Raw genomic sequence first — 14,759 nt, 5'->3', positions numbered from 1 at the left:
CCCTAGTAGCTATTTACAGCGAGATTATATCCTTCTAAATAGTTTTTTAATATTTCGCTTACTGAAAACATTTTGGCTCTATTAATGCCCCTTGAGGATAGTTTTTTTGAATATGCTTCCGAGAGTAAAATTCTCACTATTTTATCTGCAACAGTATGTTGATTCGTAGGATCTACTATAACTCCAGCGCGAGATACTATCTCTGGAAGAGAAGTTTTATTTGAGACTACTACTGGCGTCCCACATGCCATGGCCTCAACTACCGGCATGCCAAATCCCTCTGCAAGAGATAATGTAATAAAAACGTTTGAAATGTTGTATAATTTCATCAAATCGCTATCGATAACGTTATTTATCCAAATAATGTTTTTACTTATATTTAGCTCATGTGCATACTTAATGAGATGATCACGTCTTCCCGGTTTACCAACTTTTATTAAATACACATTTTCGAGACTTTCTTTTGATATTGATAATACCTTGAATAACCCTTCTATATTTTTCGAAGGCTTTTCGGTTCCAACATACAACAATAGATAAGAGTCTTTTGGAAGATTATGCTGTCTCAAAAAGTTCTCTCTAAGCGTTGTTTTAAGCTCTGCGGGAAGAGGCTTAAATATTGGGTCGACAGGATTGTATGTAACATGGATTGGAGCATTTATACTAAAGCGCATTTTTAATGTCTCCGCGGTATATTTTGAAGGTACAAAAATTACATCAACGTCTCTAATCTTGTTATATATTGAGTTATCAACGTTCCCAGATCTGTCGAATATATCATGGACAGTAAAAACAATATGTATATCTTTGTTAAGTTTGTTATTTAATATCCTAATCATTTTAATTATTCGATAGTAATAGGAGACTTGGTAGAGGACATGCACAATCAGAGTGTCAGGAAAACTTTCTAATTTCTTAAGATTCTTCAGTAACAGATATTCGAGATAGGAATACCCGAATAAAGGAATTCTATTTGTATATATGTTAAATAAATAGTCATTGTGTTGAAGTAAGTATATTGGATATCCATTATTTTGTAACTCCCGATATACTGAGATAAACCATTTTGCATATCCTGAGTATGCATACCATCTAGGAATACCAAAGTATAGCACCCCAAATTGAGAGATATCATTCATGAGTCTTCACACCTCCCAATCTGGCGTAGACTTTTAATATTTGTTTCGTTATATTCTCCCACGTAAACTGCTCTGCATACTTCCTTATTTTTTCCCGATCCCATTCTTTATCCAATGCAATTAAAATTTTCTCCGCTAGATCTTTGGGATCCGCAGGCTCAACGAGTAAGCCATATTCATTCGAAATTATTACTTCAGGGATACCACCAACTTTAGTCCCAATGAAAGGTACACCAGAGGCTAAAGCCTCAAACATTACTAATGGAACACCTTCTCCAAGGCTAGGCAAAACAAAAATATCAGCAGCACTCATCCATATTGGCAACAAATCATCAGGAACATATCCTATGAGCTTGACATATTTCTCCAAACCTATAGCATTTATCATTTTTTGCAAGTTATTTCTATCAGGCCCGCTACCTCCAATAAAGCAAATAAAATCTCTTCTGTATTTAACTAATTCGTTTAAGGCCTTGATAAGATATCTAAAGCCTTTTCTTTCAATTAAGTTTCCCAAAGAAAATATTATCTTTTTATTAGAGGGTAATTCTAACTTTCTTCTACAATCTTCGTGGTTATGCATCTTAAATTTATCAATGTCCACTCCATTTGGCACAATAACTAATTTATGCTCTGGGATGCCAAGTTCTTTACTAAATAGCTTCTTCCAGTACTTAGAGAGCACAATAACAACGTCACTTTTTTCAAAAATTTTTCTTATTAACTTCTTTTTTACTTGATTAGTACTTGTGAGGTACGCATACCCATATTCTGATGTATGCATGTGTAGCACAACTGGTATTTTAAATGCTTTAAGAATAATAATATAAATAGAATTCTCCCAAAAAGACCAGCCCCCAGCAGTATGAACATGTGCAATAAAGCTCTGCTTAGTAGATGCTAGTTTTATAATGTTACCTATATTGGAAATCAAGACTATCAATTTGATAAAGCTATTTTTAATAAAATCAATACGTAAGATCGCCCGTGCATTCATTTCTGTCGGATAAAAAACATAAGGACTTATCAATATAACCTTAAGGCCTTCTTTTTGTAAGTATTTTTTGAGAGTTTTTACATATGTTGTTACCCCGCCCTCTGGGAATTGAGGTCCGATAATTATAACTCCTTCTAAGGCCATTTCAATCCCCTCACAAACGTTAAAACTTCCCGAAATACAGTTTGAGTATATTTTTCTGGAATTTTGATTTCATAAATTGGTATATCTTTTTTTAATATTGCACCTAACTCTTTTTTCAAGTTATCCCAATATTTACCTACACGACTCTTAGGGAATACATATGAATATGCTTGCATATAGGTATAGTATGGATTTAGGAAGAATCCAGGGATGCTATCTGAGATAGCTTTCATCTCCATCTTGCTACTATTAATTAATTTTGTAATTGCCTCCTGTGTTTCTAACTTGGTGAATTTTACCTCTCGAGTATTTTTCTTGACAACAAAAAATACTGCTCTGAGTTTTGAACTGTCTTCTATAGGGAGAACATTCTTATTAATATAATTAATATATTTGTCATGATTAAATATAAACTTTAATTTATCAAAATAACTTATAAACTCATCATCTCGTTTTTGGTATGTGTATTGAAAACTGTAGAAATGTGCAGGGAAGCTTAAAACTCTATCTTGATATAAGATGACTCTATCATCCCCCAGATATTTAAAATTTGCCCGCTTTATAAAACCCATAGTTAGGGATGTCTTAAAAGCCCCGCCGCGACCGGGAAAGATATACGCTTCTCCCTCTTTACTGACTCCAGCACTGTGAATCATGACATAACCTTTCTCTAGCAATTTATAATACATCAACGGTCTCAATAAGAATGTTTCTACAGAAAGTCTTGAAACAAGAGCCTTAGGTTTTACTATTTTGTAATTAAAATTGACAATTGCAGGTCCTTTTTCAAATCCCCAAATTTCTACTTCCCACTTGATGTTTCCTCCGGAATCTTTACAGTAAAAATAGTTGTCTTTAACGTAATATTTGTGATCTATAACAAAACAATCATTATTAGATGGTGTGAATTTACCTACATTAAGTATTATATCGGGATTACCAATGTCTCTAAAAACTCTAAATGGAGATAGCTCAAGGTCAAATCCCCTCATGAGGTCAAACTTTTTCTCTCTATTTATTTGAATTTTTAAAACATTATGAATATTATAATTTCTAGTTTCTTTCATTCTATCACCCCCAATATCTTTCTAAAAACTTCCTCATTGTATCGCAATGGAACTTCTAGCTTATATATTGAGATTCCATTTTTCAGATTGTGCCGAAGATTTTCTAGGTATTTCTCCCAATGATTTGCTAAGTTACTTTTCGGAAAGGTATATGCATATGCTGTGACGTATTCATCAAAATATGGAAACTCTAGCAGTTGATTATAGAGAATATGTTTAACTAATTCTTCTTTGGATATCTCCTCCATTGCAGGACTTTTTATATTATGATTAGGAATTATCAAAAATATCATATCAACATAAATATCGCTATTTTCTATTTTATTTTTGAATATTTTTAGAGGATTTACTTGTGTGAACATCTTTATGTATCTTCCAGTTGTAAGGTATAATATATGTTTCAATTTTAATTCTATTTTTTGGTAAATATTAAAATGCCTCCACACATCCTCACTTAGATTATAAGTGAATATATTTAATGGTTCAACGAATCCTTTTACTTTGCTATTGGAAAGCAGTATAGTAAAATTATCACTAACAAACCTAAAGCCACTCCTAAGAAGATTCAGCGAGAGAGTTGTCTTTCCCCCACCGCCCCGGGCTATGAACGCAATTCCTCTGTCATCTTTAGCTACACATGAAGCATGTAATAGGTTATATCCTTTTTCAGTTAATACATAATGGATAAATGCATCCACAATAAACCCCTCAAGTAAAGTATAAGACATGTTGAACAATCTAAGAATAGAGGGGGAGATAGTTAGGTTAACTTCTATTGGTTTATCATTCATTTTTTCAAAATTTTTTATTTCAATTGCCCATTTTAGTAGTTTATACTTACTAATAGTGTAAAAATACCCCTCTCTAACATAGTAAACATCATCCAAGATGTAACAATCAGTACATACATTATTTCTGTCAACATTCTTTTTGATGTTAACTATGAAATCTACATCTGCACGCCCATTATGTGTATTCATCTGATAGTTCATATATCTCTTAGAGTTTGCAAATCCTTTTGGGCCTTTTAAAACGAACCGTACAAGATTGTTGATGTTGTAGTATCTTTCATATTTCATTTCTCGAGCCTCCTAAGCGTACTTTTCAAAAATAATATAAGCTTTTTGTTTCTCTGAATTGGTCTATATTTTAACAATAATTTTGCTTTCTTTATTGCATCCTCTAATTTTTCAATATCATAAACTGCTATAGCCTTATTCATATTTTCTAACGCTTCAGCCAATTCTAACTGTTGATCATCGACATGCTCCCCAAACTTTTTCAATCTTGGAACGACGACTATTGGTTTTCCAAAAGACAAAGCTGTTAATAATGTTCCCGCTCCCGCATGAGCTACAATAACATCAGCTTTCTTATATAACTCTAAAATGTCCTCTTCTCTCTCCAAGAACCTGAACCATTTGGCGTTCTTCGGCTCATAGGTGGTGTATCCTATCTGCATTATTACCTCATCATCTATCCTGCCAGCTATCTTATCCATTTTCCTTATCAATCTCTCAAACCCCTGATAGTGAGTACCAACGGTGACAAAGATCATACAACAGCACCCATGTACTTTGCTCTACTACCATAAAGCTTCAGTAACTGGGGCCATTGAACCAAAAATAGGTCTGAGAGGTAGTAAACTATTTTTCCAGTTCCTGACTTTGTCTTTATCCTGCACCAGCTCTCAATAAAGACTGTCTTAATACCCAAAAATTTGGCTATAATAAACGTAGGAATTGCTATTTCAGAGCCAGTACTTATTATGACCTTTGGTTTTTCCTTAGCCAGTATGATCCCAATTTGGAAAAACGCTTTTAACATTTTTATTGGACTTGTTCCAATATTCTCCAGAAGATATTTTTCGTATGATAGCTCCCGGGTTCTAAAGTTATCGTAGGTTATGAAGAAAACATCATGATCCTTAAATGCATCCATCAAGTATAGTATTTCCGTTAGATGCCCTCCATGAGAACAAACTAAAGCTATCTTCATCTCGCAATCACCCTGTAGTTCCACTCATAAATTTTGTTGGCGATTTTTTTGATGCTCCGGTCAAATTGTGTGTACGACAGCTGATCCTCCGGAATTCTGAACTCCAGCTCTTTTAATATTTCCCCGTTAATCCCAACCCCACTGGTCTTGACTTTCAACCCGTCAACAATCCCCCTGAGCTTGAATTTTACGCCCGATGCCCCGTTGAGTACCGCATATCCCCAGGTTAGTATCTCGGTCATGGTCAACGAAGGCATGAGCGCGAGCCTCTGGCGCGCTGTTAAATATTTCCTTAAAATAATGTACCTCCCCTTCTCCAAGTGGTATATCTTCTGCGGGGGTACTTTAAGCTGATAGTCATGGTAGACTATCGATGTGGGCACGTACAGGATTTTGAATCCTCTGGCATGGGCTCTCCAGGAGAACTCTCCATCCTCATTGTATGCAAAGAAGTTCTCGTCGAAGCCGCCCAGCTCTAAGTACTCTCCCTTTCTCATCGCGAAGCATGCCCCGGAGATGCCGCTTAGGTATTCCTGCTTGTCATATCTCTCAGGAGGCTCCAGATAGCCCCGTGTGAATGTGAGTCCGGTAAAATGAACGATATTCCCGATAGTGTTTATAGCCGAGCCATCGTAGAGGAGTATCTTCGGGGTCGTTATTAAGCGCTGACTTTTGGCTAAGGGCTTAACCAACTCCTCAAGCCATCCCTCTTCGACTTTTGTGTCGGGATTGAGGATTACCACGTACTCCCCCCTAGCATGCCTCACACCAAGGTTGTTTCCACCACCGTAACCTAGGTTCCTTGGGCTTCTTATGACCTGAACTTCCGGAAAATTCTCCTCAACAAACTCGGAAGTTCCATCAGTGGAGCCGTTATCAACAACAATGACCTCTAAGGGATCGTTAGCCAGAACGGAATCTAGACAGGCCCCCACGTATTTTCGATGATTGTAAGTGACTATTATAACACTGGCTTTATTCGATAGTACCATGTCTCAATCCCTCACCATCTTTGCCAGCACGTTCAGCGTCAATCCAGCAACGAACAACTGAATCCCAATTATTATGAATATCCCCGCTCCTATCGCCTGGGTTACGTAGACATTCCTCCCGTGATAATACGGCTGAACTGCCCAGTACGCCAGTATTCCAGCTACCAAAAAGGATGCCAAGCTCGAAATTCCAAACATCAGGAGGGGTCTTTTATATCCAATCAATCCTATAATCTTCGCTAGGACGCTGATCCCGTGTGAAAATGGGTTCTTCTTGTGATTGTTTGGGGTGTCATATTTAACGTGTATCGGGACTTCTTTAATCCTCAATCCCTTATCCGCTAGCTGGGTTATCATCTCACTTTCAACGTTGTACCCATCAGAATTCAGCTCCAAACTTTCTAGGGCCCTTCTGTTCAATGCTCTAAACCCACTCTGAGAATCAGTTATCTTAACGTTAGATGCAACGTTTGTCGTCATGGTCAAAACCCACAGTCCAATCCTTCTATAGAGAGGGATAGTCTTGTGAGCCCCGTTCAAATACCTTGAACCGATAACTAAATCAGCCTCTCCTTTAACTATCGGCTTCAATAAGAGGGGAATCTCATCGGGGTTGTGCTGACCGTCGGCATCTATGCAAACAGCAGCATCATAATCATTGGCCAGAGCATAATCAAAGCCCGTCTTTAATGCCTGCCCTTTTCCCCTGTTAACCTCATGCCTTATAACAACCGCCCCGGAACTTTCAGCAATCTCGGAAGTTCTGTCCTCAGAACCGTCATCAACAACGAGAACATCACCGTGCTTTTTGGATAAAGCGACGACTGAGCCGATGGTTAGCTCTTCGTTATACGCGGGGATTATTACAAGGGTTTTCATGCTATTCACCGGCTTTTTCTTTATCTCCTCGAGTTCTTCTCTAATGGGTCAGTTATCCAAACCCACTGAACCTATTTTTACTTGTAGGCTTCCCCCCTGGGTTTGAGTTTTAGGATCTTGATGACTCTTTCATCCCAGTTTACTGAATAAATTACCCTGTAATCACCTAGACGAACACGGTATAGCTCCAGATCTCCGCCTCCCTTCAATTTGATTATGTCAAAGTCCTGTCTTGGGACAGGCTCATACTTCAGAATATCTCTAAACTCCAGGAATCTTTGATAATGAGCCTTGGGCAAACCCAGGAGCGCCTTTTCCACCTGCCGGTGAACCTTGACCCGGTAGATCATTTGAACACCTCACCCCTTGGGCTCGGGAAGTTTCTCTGCATCAATCCACTCATCGGGATTCTCATCCCTGGCCAGCTCAAGTAATTCTTCAAGTTCTTCCTCGGTAATATCCTCATCTCTCAGAACCGGCATGAGCATTGCTTCTAAACGCTGTATCTCGACCTTAAGCCTCTCCAGTTCCTTTAAGACATACTCAACATTTTCTGTTCTTTCCATAATCACACCACCCAACGTTTGATTTCTACTGATATACACTCTATTCTATTTGATATATACTTTCCTTCCGCTGGTGAGCCCTACACAAAGTTTCAACGATTTTCCCTCGTACTCAAGACCCAATGGGGCCTCTCGTTGTACGCCGGAACTACCACGCCAATTTTATTGTCCCGGTACATCGGTTTCACCTTAGCCAGATCATTGCCAACAGCGACCCAATCATCAGCTCTTCAGCATATGCAGGGATTATTACAAGTGTTCTCATGAGTGTTGCCCCACGGACATTGTAAGCGATTATTCCTGCAGTGAGGGTTTAGAGCATAACATCCTTTTAAGTTTTTCTCTGTATTACGGAAACCATTTTACATTGAGATGGCAAGCAGAGTAACATCCCATAACATCACCACAACGAAAAATTTCCTAAGTTGTTATGACCTCGTACACCTTCTTCGCCACAATAAAGGCAAACACGATGAGAAGGAAATACGCCGAATACTTCAGCCCCTCCTTCGTCTCTCCGGAGAGGTAAAACTCCCCGACCTCAAGGACTATCAGGATTCCAATGAGAACCACCGTGAGGAAGACCTCTGTGGAAGATGCCAGGATGGCGGACAGAACAACCCAGACGGCGAGAAAAATGATTAGATAATCACTCACAGCCATTTTTCAACACCACCGGCCTTTCTGAGGACGAGCTTCAGATAGCCCTTAACTGTCCCGGTATCCTCCACAACGAGCACCTCACCGGCTCCCGCCGCGAGGGCAACGAGGAGAGCAGAAACAACCGGGTCGGCGTAGGGAAAGTCCGGGCACTCAGTCTCAACGTAGGCCTCAATATTCTCGCCATCTTCGAAAACCTTCACTTCAGGGAGGCCGAGCCTGCCGAGGACTCCGGAAAAAGCGGAGGCGGCGTAGCCAATCCCGGCACCGGAAACATCCTCCATCTCATCCAGAATACCCTGACCGGGAACCGGTGAGAGGAGAAGTCCAGGTTCAGGCTCAGAAAAGACCACCCTGCCCTCGAAGAGCCTGCCCAGGTTCGGCCTCCCGTTCTTTGAGACCGGAATAAAGATACCTCCCCGGGGAAGGTTCTCGTAGGGGGGAATCGCGAATGCCTTTCCAGAAAGCTCCAGGTCCTCCGCGAGGTTTTTAAAAAGGCCGCAGGTTCCGGAGGTTAGTACATTCCCTGCTTCGGCGGGCATGCACCTCCATCCCGGCAGGGAGAAGGCCACTATGCCGAGGATTATAGCCCCTATCCCGAGGTTTACCATAGTCTGGCTCCCTGAGGAGCCGCCGTAGTACCAGAGGGCTATTCCAAGTGCTGTGAGGATTCCACCTGATAACCTTCCCATTTCAACCGGACTCTAAAGGCGGGGAAAACTTAAAAGGGTTTTCATGGCTCATAATGTGGAGTTAACATGAAGTCAGGAAAATCAATGAAACTTCTAACGGTTGTCATCATGCTGCTCCTTCTTCTCCCCCCTGCGGGAGCACGGGGAGTCGAGAAGCCGGTTCCCCACGACACGTTCCTTTACACATACTTCTCCCACACCCTCGAAAAGTTCGCCTACTCCCTCAAATACGCCTACGAGGGGAACGACTACAGCCTAACCCTGGCAAACAGCACTAGGAACGAGCTCCTCCAAATTCTCAGGGATTCTAAACCCTACCAGGAGAGGGGGATACATGTCAAAGTCCTTGAGGTTCTCCCGCCCTTCTACAACTTCTCCGTTGACTTGGTAACCCTCGACGAGCTCGTTCTGCAGTACTACTCCACGAACGAGAGCCCTGCCATAGCGGTCGGCATCGTCGGAACGGCGGGGAGGATGGGAAAATATCTCGATGAAATAGACTCAATCAAGCTCTACAACGACACGAAGATCCTGAAGTTCGATACGAGCGATGTGGAAGAGTATTTGAACAAAATCTACGATATGGCCCAGGCAAAGCTTAATCAGACTATATGGAAGCCCCAAACCAACACCAACCAGACTAAAAACGTAACCCGCGAAATTCCCCTAACCCTCTACGTCACGAACCCCTCCCCCATCATCAACCAGACGGTAACTTTCTTCGGCACGGCGCCCGAGAACGGAAGCATCACGATACTGATAAACGGAACCAACTGGAGCACAGAAGTGAACGTATCCGTCTCGTCCCACTTCTTCACGCTCCCCTACCGGTTCGAGAAACCAGGAAAATACTTTGCGAAGGCTATACAGGGAAACCTGAGCACGAAGGCCATTGAGATCAACGTCAGAAAGATACCGACATCTTTCGTCGTTGTCTCCGAAACCTCCGCGGTTGTAAACACCACCCTGACCTTCAAGGCAGTCCTCATCGACTACTACTCCCGTCCACTGCCTGGCAGGAACATCACTGTCAACGGCTCACCATTTGTAACTGGCCCCGACGGAAGCGTCTCTTTAAACCTCACAAGCCCTAAAGAGACGAGCTTCCCCCTGACACTCTACTTCAAGGGGGATGAGTTCCACACAGGGGCCTCCCTGGCAGTCACGATACGATTCACCAGAATACCAACGAGCCTGAGCATAACCGCCCCCGGAACCGTCCTGATAAACGAGCCCCTGAGGATAGAGGGCTCGATAACTCCACCGATAAACGGGACAATCCAGATCTACGTGGACAACAACCTCACATCGGTGGTCAACGCCGTAAACGGAACCTTCAACCTGACGCTAACACCTGAAAAAGCCGGTACTCTCCAGGTCTACGCCCTCTTCAACGGTACCGGCCTCTACCTTCCCTCCCGCTCGAACATGGTCTTCGTCTCGGTCATGCCAAAGGAAAGCAACACGTGGAGGTACCTGACGGTCGTCCTCATACTCCTCGGGCTGGCCCTCTACACCCAGAGGGACAGGATTAAGATAGGAAGGGGATGGAGAGGAAAAGAGCGGGGAGTCTTGGGGGAGCCCATCCAGCCTTCCTCAGAAACGGCCCGCCCCGGAGAGCCTCCGGAGGTTGATGTGCCGGAAGACGTTGGTGAGGCCTACGGTATGGTAAGGAAGGTATTATCCGAAAGGATGGGGATTCCCAACCACCTCACGCCAAGGGAAGCCCTGGAGAGGCTTAAGGACTGGGAGGGCTACGAAAACCTGAAAACTGCAACCCTAATCCACGAGAAGGCCGTCTATGGGAAGATAGAGCCCACAGGGGAGGAGCTGAGGGAATTTAGGGAAGCGATAAGGAACATAATAATCATAGCCGGTGGGGAAGAATGAGAAGAACGGTCAAGTACGCACTCCTCGTAACAGGAATCTTCATCCTCTTCACGATGCCGCTCACGGTGCCACACTTCGAGAGCTCAGCTCCATACAGTATGTTCAACGACAGCTGGGACGGTCTCTCAAGGTTCACCAAACTCCTCTACGATGAAGGAAAAACGCCCGTTCCACTCCTGGGCCCGATAGACAGCTACGACCTCTCCGGTGGAACGCTCCTCATAGTCGGCCCCAACGTCGATTACTCCCCCGATGAAATAAAGGCAATAAAGGAGTTCGTGAGGAGGGGAAACACACTGGTTATCGCGGACGACTTCGGTACTGGAAACGAGATTCTCAGGGGGCTCGGCCTCCCGATGAGACTCTCCAACTACCCTCTCCGGGACTTCTTCTACAGGATAGACGACCGCTTTGTGATAGCCATCAAGATAACCGACCCAGTCCTCGGGAGGAACGTCACCGAGGTGGTCACGAGCGACCCATCGGCCATAATCGTGACGAGGAAGGGCGAAGTCTACACGAGCGGTACCGCCATGATAAACTTCCACAGGAGGGCGTACCCACTACTGGCCATCACGAAATATGGAGATGGAAGGGTCATTGTCCTGGCCGACCCGGACATACTGAGGAACAACCTCTTCAAGCAGAACTACAACTTTTTGAGGAACCTGGCTGAGTACATCCCAGGCCCGGTCTACGTGGACGAGGCCCACCACAGGAACTTCAACCTCTACAGCCAGGGGACGATAACGATAAGAAGGGTCCTCCCAAGGGAGAGGGCCGAAGAGATACTGCTGATAACCGGAATCATTGCCGTTCTATACGAGTTCGGCCTCTTCGGCTACATGCTCCGGCCTTTCAGATGGACACTAATGAGGCTCTTCGGGGGAGAAAAGTCCCTGGAAGACCTCGCAGTTGAACTGGCGAGGGAGAGGGGATGGGATGAGAGGGAAGTACTCGAAATGCTGAAGGGTATGGGTGATGGAGAATGATAATCGAGGAAATAAGGGAAGAGGTTGGAAAGGCAATCGTTGGGATGGACGACGTAGTTGAGCTCATGACGGTAGCAGTACTCTCCAATGGGCACGTACTGCTGGAAGGCGTTCCAGGGTTAGCTAAGACGACCCTGAGCAAGAACTTCGCGAGGAGTCTTGGATTAAGGTTTATGAGGATCCAGATGACTCCCGACCTTCTACCAGCAGATATAATCGGCCACAGCTTCTACGACATGAGAACAGGGGAGTTCAGGATAAGGAAGGGACCCATATTCACGAACGTCCTCCTCGTGGACGAGATAAACAGGGCATCGCCCAAGACCCAGTCGGCCCTCCTCGAGGCCATGGAGGAGAGGCAGGTCACGATAGAGGGCCAGACCTTCAAACTGCCGGAGCCTTTCCTCGTGATAGCGACGAGAAACCCGGTTGAGGTAGAGGGCGTTTACGAGCTCCCAACTGCCCAGGCGGACAGGTTCATGATGGAGGTAAGGGTCAGCTACCTGGAGGAGAAGCACGAGAAGGAGATGCTCATGAGGAAGAACCTCGGCCTCTTCGATGAGGCCGAACCCACCCTGAGCCAGGGGGACGTGGAGGCCGCCATGAGGGAAGTCAGAAAAGTGCGCGTAAGCGAGGCTGTAATAGACTACATCTACTCCATCCTGAAGGAGACGAGGAGTGACGAGAGAGTCCTACTCGGTGCGTCGCCCAGGGCGGGGGAACACCTCCTCATTGCCTCGAAGGCAAGAGCGTACCTTGAGAACAGAGAGTACGTCATACCCGACGACGTTAAAGCCCTGGCAATTCCGGTGCTCTCCCACAGGATACTCATCAAGCCCGAGTACGAGATGGAAGGAATATCCGGGGAGGAGGTAGTTAGGGAAGTCCTCGAAAGGGTAGAGGTGCCAACGGAATGAGAACAGCTGACGTCCTGCTCGGTCTCTCGGGAATCCTGATAGCGGGGGGGATTTTCCTTGGAAGCCCCGCCATAACAGGGGTAGGGGCTGTTATCTCCGTATATTACGGCTCGGTAAGGCTCTCCTTCGGTGGGGATGGAAACGTATCTCTAAGCCTCCCGGAGAGGATCACCGAGCTCGAATGGGTCGAGATTCCCTTGAAGGTTGAGGGCCTGTTCAAAGTACCTGGAAAGGTAACTCTCAGAGTAGAAAGTCCGGAAGTGGAATCAGAGACCCCCCTACTCACAATCCTTCCCGGCGAGGAAAAGGCTTCATTCTTGAGGATAAAGCCCCTGAAGAAGGGAACGCTCGAACTCAGGGTCAAAGCTATCTTCACCGACATGGCCGGCCTCTTCGCGAAGGAGCTCGAAGTTTCCGGGTTAATGCCAGTGGCAGTGCTCCCCTCCCCCAGGAAAGTTGCGGAGGCGAGGAGGATAAGAAAGGAACCCAATGCCTTCGCCGAACTCCTCCACGCCCTCGGAATCGGGAGCGAGAGCCTTGAGTTCGAGGAGCTCAGGGAGTTCCTTCCGGGAGACGACGTCAAGAGGATCGACTGGAAGGCCACTTCCAGGGTTCTGAAGCCGATAGTCAGGGTCTTTAAGAGGGAGACCCTTGCCGATATCTACGTCCTCGTCAACGTGGACGAGTCCTTCAGGAGGGAGTTCAGGAACAGGAAGACCGACTACCTCACCCTGATCCTCGCCCAGCTCATAGCCTACTTCGCGCGCCACGGCCACAGGGTTGGCATTGTAGCCTACAACGACCACAGGGTAGTAAAGACCCTGAGAAGAGTCAACGAGCCGAGGAGTGCCCTATCGGAGCTCGACCTGAGGCCACGCCCGGGAAAACCCCAGCTCAGGCCCTCCTCCCTCAGGATAGGAAAAACCGTGAGGAGAATCCTCCGCCTCAAGAGGAGAACACCGCTATCGGGACTTGAGAATGCTGCTGGATCACTACCGGAGGGTTCGTACGTTGTCATCATCGACGACATAGGCCTCCACCCATGGGCAGTCCTCAGCTCGCTGTCTGCCCTTGAACGGAAGGGCTCAAAGGCAGTTATTCTCTACCCAAACCCGATAAGGTTCATGTCAAAAAGGGAGCTCAGACCGGAGGAGATTGAAACGGTTTACACCGCTTACAGGGAGAGGAAAGACCTCCTGAGGAAGATTAGGAGCAGGACGAACGTTGTTGAGCTCTCGCCGAAGGATCTCCTTCCAGTGGTGGTGAGGAAGCTATGATAGGGCTCGTTGGGGCAATAGTAGCATCGGTTATCCTCGGCTCATGGATTCCCCTCCTGGCGGTGATCCCTTACGTATCAGCTTTAAAAGGGAGGAAGGCGGCCCTTTTCGGCTTCTCGCTTTACATCCTAGCCCTCCTCACCTCACCCGGCTTCGACTCGGTGTACACACTGGAAGGGCAGAGGGAGCTCTTTCTCCTCGGAATGCCGGCGCTCCTTGTCCTCGACGACGTTCTGAGGGGCTCACTGGTGCCAAAAGGAAAGACGGACGCGGCATTGATTGGCCTGCTCGCTCTCTCGGCCCTTAACGACTACTCCTTCTTCGCGGCACTGCTAATGATAGCGGCCTACAGGCTGTACCAGGGATTCGGAAAGGCGGGCGCTTACTTCCTTCTTTGGGCAGGGAGCACATGGGTGATACTAATCCTACTTAGAGGAAAGCTACCAGGAGTTGCGGGTGAGGCCTTTGTCATAGGTGCCCTAGGTCTTACAGCGATAGCATTGGGAGGATTGAAGGACGCCGAGCATGCGGGGGTGGAAATGTGAGCTC

The 14,759-nt window shown here is 45.4% G+C and carries 17 protein-coding genes; 5 read left to right on the top strand and 12 right to left on the bottom strand.

What is annotated here, in order from left to right; all coding sequences use genetic code 11:
* Positions 1 to 2 precede the first annotated feature (2 nt).
* From E3E29_RS05795 to E3E29_RS05740, 12 genes are all read right to left on the bottom strand, one after another.
* Positions 3 to 1,139, bottom strand: a complete 1,137-nt coding sequence (locus E3E29_RS05795; RefSeq protein ID WP_167910048.1) for a glycosyltransferase family 1 protein — start codon at positions 1,137 to 1,139, stop codon at positions 3 to 5.
* On the bottom strand, positions 1,132 to 2,280 hold the full coding sequence (locus tag E3E29_RS05790; RefSeq protein ID WP_167910047.1) for a glycosyltransferase family 4 protein: 1,149 nt from the start codon (positions 2,278 to 2,280) through the stop codon (positions 1,132 to 1,134). The genes E3E29_RS05795 and E3E29_RS05790 overlap by 8 nt, the downstream gene beginning before the upstream one ends.
* Positions 2,271 to 3,347, bottom strand: a complete 1,077-nt coding sequence (locus tag E3E29_RS05785; protein WP_167910046.1) for a hypothetical protein — start codon at positions 3,345 to 3,347, stop codon at positions 2,271 to 2,273. Before E3E29_RS05785 ends, E3E29_RS05790 begins: the two co-directional genes overlap by 10 nt.
* The gene (locus E3E29_RS05780; RefSeq protein WP_167910045.1) at positions 3,344 to 4,426 is read right to left on the bottom strand and encodes a hypothetical protein; all 1,083 of its coding nucleotides are present in this window, start codon (positions 4,424 to 4,426) and stop codon (positions 3,344 to 3,346) included. The genes E3E29_RS05785 and E3E29_RS05780 overlap by 4 nt, the downstream gene beginning before the upstream one ends.
* On the bottom strand, positions 4,423 to 4,905 hold the full coding sequence (gene pssE, locus E3E29_RS05775; RefSeq protein WP_167910044.1) for a PssE/Cps14G family polysaccharide biosynthesis glycosyltransferase: 483 nt from the start codon (positions 4,903 to 4,905) through the stop codon (positions 4,423 to 4,425). Before pssE ends, E3E29_RS05780 begins: the two co-directional genes overlap by 4 nt.
* On the bottom strand, positions 4,902 to 5,345 hold the full coding sequence (gene pssD / locus E3E29_RS05770) for a PssD/Cps14F family polysaccharide biosynthesis glycosyltransferase (protein WP_167910043.1): 444 nt from the start codon (positions 5,343 to 5,345) through the stop codon (positions 4,902 to 4,904). The genes pssE and pssD overlap by 4 nt, the downstream gene beginning before the upstream one ends.
* The gene (locus E3E29_RS05765; RefSeq protein WP_167910042.1) at positions 5,342 to 6,337 is read right to left on the bottom strand and encodes a glycosyltransferase family 2 protein; all 996 of its coding nucleotides are present in this window, start codon (positions 6,335 to 6,337) and stop codon (positions 5,342 to 5,344) included. The genes pssD and E3E29_RS05765 overlap by 4 nt, the downstream gene beginning before the upstream one ends.
* Before the next feature lie 3 nt (positions 6,338 to 6,340).
* Positions 6,341 to 7,216, bottom strand: a complete 876-nt coding sequence (locus E3E29_RS05760) for a glycosyltransferase family 2 protein (protein WP_167910041.1) — start codon at positions 7,214 to 7,216, stop codon at positions 6,341 to 6,343.
* Positions 7,217 to 7,293: 77 nt separating this feature from the next.
* Entirely contained in the window at positions 7,294 to 7,566 is a 273-nt protein-coding gene (locus tag E3E29_RS05755) for a type II toxin-antitoxin system RelE/ParE family toxin (RefSeq protein ID WP_167910040.1), read from the bottom strand.
* 9 nt (positions 7,567 to 7,575) lie between these two features.
* Complete coding sequence (locus E3E29_RS05750; protein ID WP_167910039.1) at positions 7,576 to 7,782, bottom strand: DUF5646 family protein; 207 nt, start codon at positions 7,780 to 7,782, stop codon at positions 7,576 to 7,578.
* A 420-nt stretch (positions 7,783 to 8,202) separates the two neighbouring features.
* Complete coding sequence (locus E3E29_RS05745; protein ID WP_167910038.1) at positions 8,203 to 8,445, bottom strand: hypothetical protein; 243 nt, start codon at positions 8,443 to 8,445, stop codon at positions 8,203 to 8,205.
* A complete protein-coding gene (locus E3E29_RS05740) occupies positions 8,436 to 9,134 on the bottom strand; it encodes a hypothetical protein (protein WP_240922789.1) in 699 nt (232 codons plus the stop codon). The genes E3E29_RS05745 and E3E29_RS05740 overlap by 10 nt, the downstream gene beginning before the upstream one ends.
* 66 nt (positions 9,135 to 9,200) lie before the next feature.
* Between E3E29_RS05740 and E3E29_RS05735 the strand changes: the two genes are divergently transcribed.
* From E3E29_RS05735 to E3E29_RS05715, 5 genes are read left to right on the top strand one after another with little or no spacing between them, the layout of a single operon-like run.
* Positions 9,201 to 11,024: a DUF4129 domain-containing protein gene (locus tag E3E29_RS05735; protein WP_167910037.1), complete on the top strand. Its 1,824-nt coding sequence runs from the start codon at positions 9,201 to 9,203 to the stop codon at positions 11,022 to 11,024.
* Complete coding sequence (locus E3E29_RS05730) at positions 11,021 to 12,016, top strand: DUF4350 domain-containing protein (protein ID WP_167910036.1); 996 nt, start codon at positions 11,021 to 11,023, stop codon at positions 12,014 to 12,016. Before E3E29_RS05735 ends, E3E29_RS05730 begins: the two co-directional genes overlap by 4 nt.
* Positions 12,013 to 12,933, top strand: coding sequence for a MoxR family ATPase (locus E3E29_RS05725; RefSeq protein ID WP_167910035.1), 921 nt, complete (start codon positions 12,013 to 12,015; stop codon positions 12,931 to 12,933). Before E3E29_RS05730 ends, E3E29_RS05725 begins: the two co-directional genes overlap by 4 nt.
* Complete coding sequence (locus E3E29_RS05720) at positions 12,930 to 14,210, top strand: DUF58 domain-containing protein (protein WP_167910034.1); 1,281 nt, start codon at positions 12,930 to 12,932, stop codon at positions 14,208 to 14,210. Before E3E29_RS05725 ends, E3E29_RS05720 begins: the two co-directional genes overlap by 4 nt.
* Positions 14,207 to 14,755 carry a hypothetical protein gene (locus E3E29_RS05715; RefSeq protein WP_167910033.1) on the top strand — a complete coding sequence of 183 codons (549 nt, stop codon included), beginning with the start codon at positions 14,207 to 14,209 and terminating at the stop codon, positions 14,753 to 14,755. The genes E3E29_RS05720 and E3E29_RS05715 overlap by 4 nt, the downstream gene beginning before the upstream one ends.
* Positions 14,756 to 14,759: the final 4 nt, after the last annotated feature.

Source organism: Thermococcus sp. Bubb.Bath (genome assembly GCF_012027595.1).
In the GTDB taxonomy this organism is placed as follows: Archaea; Methanobacteriota_B; Thermococci; order Thermococcales; family Thermococcaceae; genus Thermococcus.
Note: the sequence above shows the minus strand (reverse complement) of the source record. Positions and strands in the feature narration are given on the sequence as shown.